Origin of the sequence: Candidatus Latescibacter sp., assembly GCA_030692375.1 — a bacterium.
In the GTDB taxonomy this organism is placed as follows: Bacteria; Latescibacterota; Latescibacteria; order Latescibacterales; family Latescibacteraceae; genus JAUYCD01.
In genome coordinates this window covers 1-12,126 of record JAUYCD010000007.1, presented here as the reverse complement: position 1 = coordinate 12,126, position 12,126 = coordinate 1, and the positions used below count along the sequence as shown (strand labels likewise).

Sequence of the window (12,126 nt, the reverse complement as noted above, 5' to 3'; positions counted from 1 at the left end):
TCACGAAAACGATGAAACCGTTGCCGTTTCGCGGGAACGATGAAACCGTTTCGGCATCTGATCAGGACAATCATTGAATCATGCGAATCATGGTTCAGACAGTTTTAATTATGGCGGTCTCAAAGTTGCTGATTTACGTTCAGCCGAACTCATTTCAGATTTCTTATCCGCGTTCATCCGCGCAATCCGCGGCAACAAAAAGGAGTCCGTTTTGATACCGACCTTTACCTTTACCCGGACTCCCCGCATTTCTTTCGGGGCGGGAACATGTAGCGAGATACCCGGATTGGCCGAATCCATCGGAAAACGGGTTCTCCTGGTCACCGGCGGAAATTCATTTCACGCATCGAACCATTGGACTGCCCTCGCTGCCGCTTTTCAGGAACGCTCGCTGGACTTGTATCACATTTCAGTGAAAGGCGAACCTTCGCCGGAGCTGGTTGATAGCGCAGTATCGGAATACCGCCCGAAAAACATCAAGACAGTCGTCGCCATCGGAGGCGGCAGCGTCATCGACACCGGAAAGGCAATCTCCGCGATGCTCCCGCAGACCGGCTCTGTTTTCGACTACCTGGAAGGTGTGGGAACCGGGAAAAAGCATGACGGCCGCAAGGTTCCCTTCATCGCCGTTCCGACCACCGCCGGAACAGGGAGCGAAGCTACCAAAAACGCAGTCCTCAGCCGTGTGGGGCCGCAGGGATTCAAAAAATCCCTCCGCCACGACAACCTCGTGCCCGATTACGCCGTGGTGGACCCGGAACTCAGTCTCTCCTGCCCGGCGTATATAACCGCTTCCTGCGGCATGGATGCGTTCACCCAGCTTCTCGAATCCTATGTCTCGCCAAAATCCACCCCGTTGACCGAATCCCTGGCATTGAGCGGCATGGAACAGGTGAGCGGTCATCTCATTCCGGTCTGCACCACCGGCGCAAGCGCCCTGCCGAACAGAACGGCGATGGCTTACGGCGCTCTTCTTTCGGGAATCACCTTAGCCAACGCCGGACTTGGGGTTGTTCATGGCCTGGCAGCCACCATCGGCGGGCTGTATACCATTCCGCACGGTGTAATCTGCGGAGTGCTGCTCGGCCCGGCGACCCGGGTTACCATCGAAGCGCTCCTGAAGCTCGGCCCGGCGGGAGACGAATCCCTAAAAAAATACTCCCGTATCGGATTCCTCCTGTCCGGCAGTCCAGAAAATGATGTGAACAGGGGCTGCGCGCTGCTTATAGAAAAACTTTATGCATGGACGAAAACACTGAAGCTCCCCCTTTTGAGCGATTATGGGATAAAAACGGAAGACATCGAAACCATCGCGTCAAAGACCGGCAGCGGAAACAATCCGGTGAAACTGGGGTGTGGGGAAATCAGAGAAATTTTACGGAGGGTTATTACTTAAGCCCACTAATTTACCTGATGGGGACTTTTACATGACGATATATTTTATTTCGTTTATTTTCAAAATAGATGCCGAAACGGTTTCATCGTTCCCGCGAAGCGGCAACAAGTTCGGCATGACACTTGTCATCCTGAATCTGAGGAGTACATGAGCAAAAAAACAAAAGCAAAGGATAAACAGATTTCTGAGCAGGTCATACATGATACTGCAGGTATTATCTGGGTGATGCTGATCTTTTTCTGTTCCGGTGTATGTTCCCTTATCGATGAAGTTGTTTGGGTGCGCCTTTTAAAGCTGACACTGGGGAATACTGAGTATGCATCGAGCATTGTGGTTTCGGTGTTTATGGGTGGTTTGGCGCTGGGAGCATTAATCATGGGGAAATACGCCGACCGGGTGAAAAGGCGGTTGATGCTCTATGCGACGCTGGAATTGTGCGCCACTGTTTCAGCACTGTTATTGCCGTTTTTCCTCAGATTTGCCGATGGAGCTTACCGGTTTTATTTTGTGAAATTTCAGCCGTCACCGTCAGCGCTGATGGTTGTGCAGGTATTGGTTTCCGCGGTAATGCTGCTGGTTCCATCGATGATTATGGGAAGCACATTACCCCTTTTAAGCAGATATGTAACTTCATTGGAAGATCGAGTGGGACGGTTTGTGGGCAGATTGTATGCAGTGAATACACTGGGAGCGACAGTGGGGTGTTTTCTGGCTGGATTTGTGTTGATCCGGATGGCAGGTGTGATGGGTGCGTTATATATAGCAGCCGGCATTAATTTGTTTGTTGCATGCGGAGGGTGGGTGCTGTCTCGTTTTTATGAGGTTGCCGGTGAAAAAGCTGTATACCCGGGTATATCTGAAAAGCGGAGTGTGAGCGCGAAGCACATGCATGGAGGAAAACAGTATATGCTCATGCTGGCTTTTTTTACCAGCGGATTAATCAGCATAGGATATGAACTCATCTGGATGCGCAGTATTGTTATACCTTTGGGCGGTTTCACCTACGTATTCTCAGCAGTGCTGACAGTTTATTTGTCAGGCAATGTGATTGGCGCATGGATTGGCAGCCATTTATCCAGACGACTGAACAATCCGGCAGCGGGATTCGGTATCAGTTTGACCTGTCTGGGCGCTCTCGGGATACTCTACATTCCATGGTTCAGTACATGGCTGTATTTCCTCCATTATGAAATTCCCCGGTTCGGCGGATTGTCGGGCATTACAGGTTTCGAGGGGATGATTCTCCCGCTTTTTTCCAGCATCATTTTGTTCCTTTTACCCTCGATAGCGATGGGTATAGGCTTCCCGCTGGCATTGCAGGGTTGGAGTAATTACTATCACGGTGTGGGACTGACTACGGGTACGGTATATGGAGTAAACACGATCGGGGCTGTGCTGGGTGGATTAGCAACCGGTTTTATCCTGATTCCGCGGATGGGCGCCCAACTTTCAATCACAGTTTTGGGTATAGTGGGGATATGGTTGGGTATGACGGTAGCGCTTTTGTTTATGAGGAGAATCAGTGTTACCGGGCGGATAGTCTCCGCCTCCGTTGCTGTTGGATTAACAGGAATAGCATTCATTATACCCTCTGATCTGTTTGTGCAGAAGGTTGTGAGTACTCCTGACATTAAGACGATTGCAGTGAATGAAGGAGTTACAACCACCGTTGCCGTACTCAGGAACAGCGATGGAAATCTTTTGATGACTTCAAATGGTGTTTTGATAGCAGGAGACGATGTACACAGGACAGCCCAGAAAATGCTTGGGCATCTGGGAGTATTACTGAACAAAGATTCCAGGAACGTGCTGTCAGTTGGGTTCGGTTCAGGTGAAACCACTTTTTGCCTTGCCCAGCATGACCTCAGTGCGATCGATTGTGTGGAAATTGCCCCGGAGGTGGTTCAGGTTGCTTTAGAATACTTTACCCACATCAACCTTGGCGACCGCTTAAATCAAAAAGTCAATATGAAGTACATGGATGCCAAGAATTATCTGCATGTAACCGACAGGCATTATGATGTTATCATCAATGACGCCGATGTGCCCACACACTCCGGCAGTGCGCCAATGTTTGCAAAAGAACATTTCCAGAATGCGCTGGATCATGTAAATCCCGGAGGTTTGGTAATTTCCAAATTGCATCTGGCGGGCATATCAGGATCAAGCTTCGATAGTATTCTGGGAACTTTCCTCGGAGTATTCCCCCATGTTACGATATGGTTCCCGACAACAAAACAGATTTCTTTCTTTTATCTGGTCGGCTCTCGCCAGAAACAGCTCTTTTCACCGAAATATATCGAGGAGAATATCAGAAAAGAAAGTGTGCAGAATAGTGTGGCATATCTTAATTTTCACAACAGTGTAGATGTATTAAGCTGCTATTTCGGAGATGAAACCGATATACGGAGATACTTGAAGGACTTTCATATCAATAGTGACTATACACCGTATGTGGAATTTAATATTGCGCAGCAAAAATTTGGTATGCTGGATGAAATTTTCCCTCAATTTATTGAAAAAGTCAGACGGAATTCACTCTCCGGTCACATTGATCTGAGCGGACTTTCCAAAGATGAACAAGAGAAATGGCTGAAGGATTACGAATTAACCTATAACACTTCAACATACCTGTTATTGCTGTTCAGAGAAAAGGATACTATTACCCGGATGCAGTATATACTTGATGGTTTAAAACTCATGCCGGAGCACCCTATACTTCTTGAACAACAAAAGGAAATATTGTCGTATATAAAAGGCACTTTAGCTCAAGGCCGTAGTATAGAGGGTATAGATTTACTCCTGCAAAACCGATCTGAGTCAGGCATCGCATGGTTGCTTAAATCATGGGTACTCATACGGGAAAACAAAATCGAGGAAGCATTGAAAGCTGCTGAAAAATCAGTTGCATATTCTCCCAGTGATGCGTTAGCTCAGGATAATCTGGGCTGGATTTTAGCGACGCTTAATCAGACAGACAAGGCGATAGTCCATTTCAGCGAGGCAGTACAGCTCAGTCCGAATGAGCCTGTGTTACACTTTAATCTGGGAAACGCCTATGCCAGGCTTGGCCAATTCGATAAAGCAGTTTTCCAGATACAGAGACTTGTCGAGATTCAGCCCCGTAATTTCGATGCTCATGTGTACCTGGGTGATTTATTATTCCAACAGGGCAAAAGGAATGAAGCGATAAATGAATATCGCACAGCACTGAAAATCGATCCGAATAACGCCAGGGCGCGCAGCAAGCTGAATGCTGTGGCGGAGAAGTAAAGAAGAGCGGGTGATCGCAAATGTCTTGTTTTTAAAAAGGCATCCCAATATCAAGGATGCCTTTTTTGTTTTGGTATTATTTCTTAACTTTAATATAATGAATTACTTACAAAATGTCAACATTTATTCGCCGAGGCATTAACATATTTCCGGCGAATATACAAATTATTAAAATGGGGAGGTAATCAATATCTTCACTTTGTTTGTATGAATGTTTTGAATAATAATAATATTTTTATAAACTACTTGACAAGCACCGAAAATGCACTATTTTACTTCCATAGGCCCTGCTGAATTGTAAAATCGTTAACGCTAAAAGTTCAGCATCCCGCTTGCCTATAATCAGCTTTCCCAGACCTGAATTGAGGTGCTCCGGCTCATCAAAGAAGGAAAACCTGCCAAAGAAATTGCCTCTCTCCTCTCTATCAGCATCAATACGGTAAAGATTCACAAAAGACACATCATGGAAAAACTGGATGTCCACAGCATAATTGAATTGATACATAAATTATCGTTTACGGAACCATATCTAATCCTAAAGGATTATTCCATATAATCCAAAAGGATTAATTCAAAAATCATCCCTTTTGGGGATTGACTTTCAAAGAGAGGAGATGACATGTTAATGACGAATGATAGACAGAAATATAGAGAGCCGTCCATTTCACGAAAGGTTGGAGCCATGAAATTTGAAAAGATTGCTTTTGTAGAATTCGCAATTCTGTCAGTCTTTTGCTTTTCAGTATATGCAGGCGAATACCCAGATTACACACGCGCCGATTACCCACTAACCTCTAGGGCTAAATTCATATATACCGGGCTTGAGAACAGCGACACCCGCCCAGATGTCATCGTTGTGGGCTGGTCGGGTGTCATCAGTGTATACCTGTCTGGCACCGTCGCTGTTTTCGGGTCTCCGATCATCACCAAAACCGGTATATCTAATCCTAATTTATCAGTCGCCGATGATTTCAACAACGACGGGCTCACGGATATCTGCATAAATGATACGCTCTTCGTGGCTACCGGTGATGGCGGTTTTACAACTGCGAAGCCGCTTGGCATCGAAAACCTCCAGACGCTCGCCGCCGCGGATATGAATGGAGACGGGGAAAAGGACCTCATCGCAATCGCCATCATCAACACATCTCCCGGTATGCGGGCAGCGGAATTAAGGACCTATTTCGGGAATGGCGATGGAACTTTCCAGGAGCCGGTGAAAACAGGTATTGTTTTTACTATAGGAGAAATCAACTGGGAACCGGATACGGGACGCCTAATCGATGACAGTGGAGAATATGATATTCTTTACATTGGAGACCTTACAAGTGATGGTATACCTGATCTGGTGGTCTATCATTTCTTAAACATTTTTGGTAATACTTTTTACTTTAACCGGACGTATACCGGCTCTATCAATGGAACGTTTACCAAGAATTCACTTTATGCACCGGGGAACAACCAGCTTGTCGGAGTCTTTGATTTCAACGGCGATGGAATGTTGGATATAATGTCGAGTGGGTCTCGGTCTGCAGTACTTTATATTGGCAATAACCGTGGACAGTTTGATTATTCAAGAGAAATAGATCCAAATTCACCAGAAATGGGATTAGGGAGTCCCAGTCGGATTTTTTCAGTAACAGATATGAATGGTGATGGCATTCTTGACATTGCAGCCATTCATGGGATTGGGGATTCAAGTCAATTAGTGGCAATACCATGGAAGAATAATATAATTTATTCCAAGATTCATCAATTCCCGGTAGTGTTGCCGAATAATGTTTGGGGATATGGGGGTTATTATCTACCGGGTTTGGGTGGGATAACGTCATGCAATTTAAACAATGACCGTTATGCTGATTTCCTGATTCCCGGAGATACATTTTTTTCAGTAGTTCTGAGTTCCTCTCCATCACGCATAAATACCCTGAATGAAATTAGTAGCACATTCTTTATCGGTCAAAATATTCCTAATCCCTTTAATGCTTACACAACCATCCCTTATACCATCGTACTTCCAGGATATTATGAGCTTTCTATTTATGACATTTTCGGGAGAAAAATAAAGACTCTTTGTAGAGGTTTTCAAACAAAAGGGTCATATAGAAATATCTGGGATGGAAGAGATAAAAATGGCGCTGAACTGGCTTCTGGTTTCTATTTCTCAATCCTAAAACAAATGGAAAGAAAGGAGGAATTTCAGACAAAAAAAATCCTGCTCATCAAGTAAAAAGTGTTACAACATGAAGTGAAACTCTGGAGGCTGACATGAAAAAAGTATACATGATTATCACGTTCATGCTTGTATCAATTAGTACTTCACTATGTTTTGCTTCTCCGTATTCTTTGGGAATTATAGATTATAAACAGTCAAATGGAATTTATATTGCCATCGAACACATTATAGATGAGTATGGGAATATTTATTCAACTTGTTATGGGCCTGTTGTTTTGAACTCCGATGGATTCTGGTACTACGGCATGTATGATGATAATCGTAATCTTTCAGCAACACCATACTTGGTCGGGGATGAAAAGAAAAATGAATCAGAGATGAATGAATTAAGGTACCAAAATGCCGTAAGACAAACAAATTTTATGAAAAAGGTCCATGAAATAAACAAGAGCGCAACTCGAACGCAAGGTGTTGGGAAAATCGCTACAGTCCCTGACTCATTGATTGTTCTGTTGGTCAGCTTTACGGATACCCCCGGGACATACAATTACAGAAGCTCTTATGAAAATCTTTTGTTTTCTAATGGTTCTTATAGCTCTTCTCCATCTCCAAACAGTTATACCACATATGGCAGCATGAGAGATTATTATTATGACATGTCTAGGGGGCAGTTCTCCCTTATTGGACGTATCGCAAATAGTGATACAACGGGAGGAACTATCAATTGGATAGATATTCCATATTCTAAATCGTATTGTGATGGCATGGCCGCGAATGCGTTCATGGATAGTGTATTAGCCATAGCAAAAATACAACAAGGTATTGATTATGAGGATGAACTGGCGGCTGGTACGCACAAAATGGCAATAATTTATGCGGGTCATATATTTTTTTATGGTGGGGGATTACATCCACAAGCAAATACAACCGATGGAATTTATATATGCGGTGAGATGATGAATTCACCTCACGAAGTGTTTACAGCAATTGGGTGGAATTGTCATGAATTTGCTCACCTTTTAGGAATTTATGAAGATGACTATAAGGGCTCTTATCGTTATTGGAGATGGGGATTGATGGACACTGGTCAATGGTGTGGCATAGCAAAATATAACAATATTGTCTTTGGAGGAGAGTGCCCAGTGCCGCTTACTCCCGATGAACGCAATCGTCTTCTTTGGCAATCCTATACTGAGGTCACCACTCCCCAGACTTTCCAGTTAACATTTAATACAACATATGGCCTATCCAATGTTTATAAAATGACTGCGACGCATGCACAAGGCGGCAGTACTCAAAACTTTCTCCTAGAAAACCGACAATAAGGGGAAAGCAACACAAAATGGAACAGATTCATTATTCCTGATAGTACAAGCGCAGATGGAATCCTTGTGTGGCGTTTATTCGATGGTTATAGGGATCTAATTAAAGCCGATGGTTCTGCTACCGAAAACACTGAGAATGGGGATGCATTCCGGAGCGGCTATAAATCATATCTAACTGACTTCTCGTCACCGAGCTTAACATTTTCCGGTTGGGATTCAAAAGCGCAAATATCAGATATTTCCTCTTCCGGATCAACAATGACCGTTTCCATGGGTTATTGCCGTTTTGGGAATTTGCCGGAGAACGAAACCTGGTCGGAGAGTCAAGGAAACTATTATATTGGAGATGATTTTACTATTCCTTCAGGGAGAACATTGACCCTCCCCGGGGCATCGTCAACATATTGTACTCTATATGTCTCTCCTGGCAAGAGCATCCTGGTGAATGGTACGCTGACAACGAACTGGAGCAGATTCAAAACCGATACGGAAAATTACTATTGGAACGGCATTACGATAAATTCAGGCGCAACTTTGAATGTAAATGGCGGATCAATAATCGATTACGCCACCATTGGCTTAAATGTCTGCAGTGACAGTCTTTATTTTCCTACTACAAAGTCAACTATTAGTAATTGTCGTGACTGGGGTATGCTGATCAGTAATTGTGCGCCCACTATAAAAAATATCGATTTTCAGGACAATGGAACCACCGATTATCATGGAGGCGTTTGCATACAGGGGAGCGGATACCGGCCGTATTTGAAAAAGATTACCATCCATGATTCGAGATACGGTCTGTATCTGACCTCAAGTGCGGACGCCACTCTGGAATATAGTACCATTAATTTCACCGATCCTTCCTCTGGCCTGGACAGGATATTTCTCTACGATTTTGCGGGGCTGGATATCGACGGCAGGAGAAATAATATTTATGACAATACCAATGCCAGTTATTGGGCTATAAAATTCAGTGCGGGAGGACCGAACATCGCCGCCACACGTAACTATTGGGGGACTGGTAGTCCAATTCGTGGTGTTCTCTTCAATGACAGCACGAGGGTAACCGACATTTCCGGATACGCTACCGCAAATATAGATTCCGCAGGCGCGCCGAAGGTTGTCGCTGAAATTGCTTCCTATCCATTCATCAAAGCTGATGCATACGAATCTGTAGGCGACTGGAAGAGTGCATTATCCGTATACCAGGACATAATGGCGAAAAGCGCCGATCCGGGAGAAAAACGTTTGGCGCTCAAATCCCTCTTGAAGCTCTGCGGCATGAAGCAATATGATTATTCGGTTTTCAGAACCTTGATAGCAAATGAGCGTAAGACCGCGCAGTCATGGTATGCATCTTCCCTTGATTACCTGTCATGCGAATCATTAGTCAGCGAGGGTAAATATACAGAAGCGATTGCGGCCTTCTCTGAAAAAGCAACACAATATTCAGGGAATGTTATGGAAGTGGAAATGCTGTCAAGAATTGCTTCCATCTATGGCCAGAACCTCCATGACAAAGGTAAAGCGAAAGTATATGCTGATATGGCAGCGGCTATCAATCCTGGGCAGCCAATTCTTCTGTCGGCGTACTCATCCGCCGGAATCGAATACGATCCCTGGAAACATGCCGATAAATATCTTGCTAATTCAGGCCAGCCCGGAGAAGATAAACCACTGCCTGGTGATAACGGCCAAGCCGAAAAAATCAAAGAATACGTTACCGTTTCCCCCAACCCCGCCAACCCTCTGACCACCATCACCTATTCCCTCGCCTCATCTACAAAAGTGAAATTGGACATTTACGCGGTGAACGGCCAGAAGGTAGCGACTCTGGTGGATGGTACGGCAAGCGCCGGGGTGCATGCGGTGAAATTCGATGGCTCCCGGTACGGTTCCGGCCTCTATTTCTATCGGCTCGCATCGGACAGGTTTACCAAAACAGGCAAGATGATGTTGCTGAAATGATCTTGATTCGATGATACACAATGAAGGGCGGGATTAAGTTTTCAACCCCGCCCTTTTATTACAAAAATCGCATCTTTTTCAATCTCTTTTCCTCATGCTTTTACTTTGTCGCTCTGTTACTCTGTCACTTTGTCACTGTTTTTTGATATTCCTTACCGCTTCAGCGTGGTAAAAACGCTTGCCGCTTCCGCAGAGTAGAACGAATGATCGAGAGAGCTGACCGTCACACAGTTCACATAGAGATGGGTTTTGTCCGTATCCTCGTACCCCCAGCCTGCCTGGTGAATGAAATAATGCTGCCCGTTCTTTGCCTTGCCGAGGTAGAGCACGAGGTGCCCGTAATTGCCCGCCACCGTGATGACCGGCTCTATATCTTCCAGTTTCTTCAGCTTTTCCTCGTGCGAGAGCGCCGGGTCCTGGAAATACTGGTGATCTGAGGCGCTGAGGATGAAAGAGGGGTGACGGCCGGTGATGATGCCGAAACAGGCGAACAGCACCCGCTGAGTGCCCGAGCAGTCGTGTTTGTTGTCCTGGTCCGCCCAGCCGTAGGGCTGTCCGAGAAGCTTGAAAATCTGGATAAGCACATTGCGTTTGGTATAAGGAAGGTACCCCTCATGTACATCGGCGTCGGGCCTGATATAACCGTTGGCCAGGCCGAGAGAGCCATCCGGCTTGCGGTATGCCATTTTTACCGTATATCCCGAGGCGTCTTTTTTCAGAAGCGGAATGGTAGCCGAAAAATAGAGATGGCGGGCGAAATTCTGATATCCGGAGTCACCGTATATGGGAACCTTGTTCACGGCGCCCAGGAGGAACTTCTTGTCCTGGGTAAGTTTGCGGATGGTTTCACGGTCGGCGAGGGCGATGTTCTCCACAGCGATCCAGCCCCGGGAGACAGGACTTTCAACATACAGGAAATCTCCGTCCGATGACTGGTGGAGAATCGCCACCGGGGTATTGGTGGTAATTCCCACCGCCTGAAACATGTCCATCTCATATTGGACGTCGTTGTAGCCCGGAACAGCGGTGGGATAGTGACGGACCATCGCGTTGTTGACAATAACGCCGAAACGCCGCTTGATCACATCCGGAATGGCTTTCACATTCATTGCATCCGCGAGCTTCTGTTTCATCCTGTCGTCGTAAATCACATTGCGGCTGTCATAAAAGTCACGTGAGTTGAGCCAGCCGATGTTGCTCTCAAGCCGTACCCGGAGGCTGTCTCCGGGAAGGGTCGCCGGAAGGTCGAGCGGGAGAAGGGGATTCATTACCGGCCCCTTTATTTCGGTAAGTGCAAATTCCGGTTCGAGCGGATTACGTTTGCCGAAGCGATTTTCAAATACCACATGCTTGGTACGGACTTTTTCATTGAATTTTTCAATTTCGGCCGGTGTCATGATCACCTTGTCGGGATCGTTCTGCAATGATATCCAATAATCGGCGGTCAGCATTTCCTGCTCAACCCCGGGAAGGGCATCGGGCGCATGTCTCCCCTTTTTTGCCTGGGCGAAAACTGAAGAGTAACAAAGAAACAGCCCGATACATACCAGAATCGCGATAGATGTCCGCTTCACAAGCATTGCAGAATCTCCCTTCATGGTTAAGTTAGGTTATACATGACGACATATTTTATTGCGTTTCTTTTCAAAATAGATGCCGAAACAAGTTCGGCATGACACTGGTCATCCTGAACTCGTTTCAGGATCTAAACACTCAAAATATGCGCAATTATTTATGTCGTCATGTATAATATTATTCGCTTATCGATTTGAAACAGCACTCTTGACATTTGATGCAAAAATATATATGTTTACACCAGTACAACAGATGAATCTTTGAACTGGAGATAAGCATGAGTAATTATAATGAAATCAGTTTTTTCGAGTTTCAAGAACGGTTTCAGATCGAAGATGATTGTTTTCAGTATTTGAAAAAGATCCGATGGCCGGATGGATATTCCTGTCCTAAGTGCGGCCATAATGAAGCTT

8 protein-coding genes are annotated in these 12,126 nt (G+C 45.4%); 7 read left to right on the top strand and 1 reads right to left on the bottom strand.

The window, feature by feature from the left end; genetic code table 11:
• Window positions 1–211 precede the first annotated feature (211 nt).
• The 6 genes from Q8O92_00380 to Q8O92_00355 all read left to right on the top strand — a co-directional run bounded on the left by Q8O92_00380 (window position 212) and on the right by Q8O92_00355 (window position 10,138).
• The gene (locus Q8O92_00380; protein ID MDP2981769.1) at window positions 212–1,396 is read left to right on the top strand and encodes an iron-containing alcohol dehydrogenase; all 1,185 of its coding nucleotides are present in this window, start codon (window positions 212–214) and stop codon (window positions 1,394–1,396) included.
• Between the two features lie 147 nt (window positions 1,397–1,543).
• Window positions 1,544–4,669, top strand: coding sequence for a fused MFS/spermidine synthase (locus tag Q8O92_00375; protein MDP2981768.1), 3,126 nt, complete (start codon window positions 1,544–1,546; stop codon window positions 4,667–4,669).
• 367 nt (window positions 4,670–5,036) lie between these two features.
• Entirely contained in the window at window positions 5,037–5,225 is a 189-nt protein-coding gene (locus Q8O92_00370) for a helix-turn-helix transcriptional regulator (GenBank protein MDP2981767.1), read from the top strand.
• Between the two features lie 63 nt (window positions 5,226–5,288).
• Window positions 5,289–6,899, top strand: a complete 1,611-nt coding sequence (locus tag Q8O92_00365) for an FG-GAP-like repeat-containing protein (protein MDP2981766.1) — start codon at window positions 5,289–5,291, stop codon at window positions 6,897–6,899.
• Window positions 6,900–6,937: 38 nt separating this feature from the next.
• Complete coding sequence (locus Q8O92_00360) at window positions 6,938–8,170, top strand: hypothetical protein (GenBank protein ID MDP2981765.1); 1,233 nt, start codon at window positions 6,938–6,940, stop codon at window positions 8,168–8,170.
• Window positions 8,171–8,428: 258 nt separating this feature from the next.
• Window positions 8,429–10,138 carry a T9SS type A sorting domain-containing protein gene (locus Q8O92_00355; GenBank protein MDP2981764.1) on the top strand — a complete coding sequence of 570 codons (1,710 nt, stop codon included), beginning with the start codon at window positions 8,429–8,431 and terminating at the stop codon, window positions 10,136–10,138.
• Window positions 10,139–10,290: 152 nt separating this feature from the next.
• On the opposite strand, the gene Q8O92_00350 is transcribed toward Q8O92_00355, so the two are convergent.
• Window positions 10,291–11,718 (bottom strand): SH3 domain-containing protein, encoded by a 1,428-nt coding sequence (locus tag Q8O92_00350; protein MDP2981763.1) that lies wholly within the window; start codon window positions 11,716–11,718, stop codon window positions 10,291–10,293.
• 272 nt (window positions 11,719–11,990) lie between these two features.
• Here Q8O92_00350 and Q8O92_00345 point away from each other — a divergent pair.
• Window positions 11,991–12,126: transposase (locus Q8O92_00345; protein ID MDP2981762.1), on the top strand; the 136-nt coding region annotated here is incomplete at its 3' end.

What these genes read in the sequence shown, in the direction of transcription:
- Q8O92_00360 (MDP2981765.1), top strand. Translation starts at nt 6,938, where the DNA reads ATGAAAAAAGTATACATGATTATCACGTTCATGCTTGTATCAATTAGT.
- Q8O92_00375 (MDP2981768.1), top strand. Translation starts at nt 1,544, where the DNA reads ATGAGCAAAAAAACAAAAGCAAAGGATAAACAGATTTCTGAGCAGGTC.
- Q8O92_00350 (MDP2981763.1), bottom strand. Translation starts at nt 11,718, where the DNA reads ATGCTTGTGAAGCGGACATCTATCGCGATTCTGGTATGTATCGGGCTG.
- Q8O92_00365 (MDP2981766.1), top strand. Translation starts at nt 5,289, where the DNA reads ATGTTAATGACGAATGATAGACAGAAATATAGAGAGCCGTCCATTTCA.
- Q8O92_00355 (MDP2981764.1), top strand. Translation starts at nt 8,429, where the DNA reads ATGACCGTTTCCATGGGTTATTGCCGTTTTGGGAATTTGCCGGAGAAC.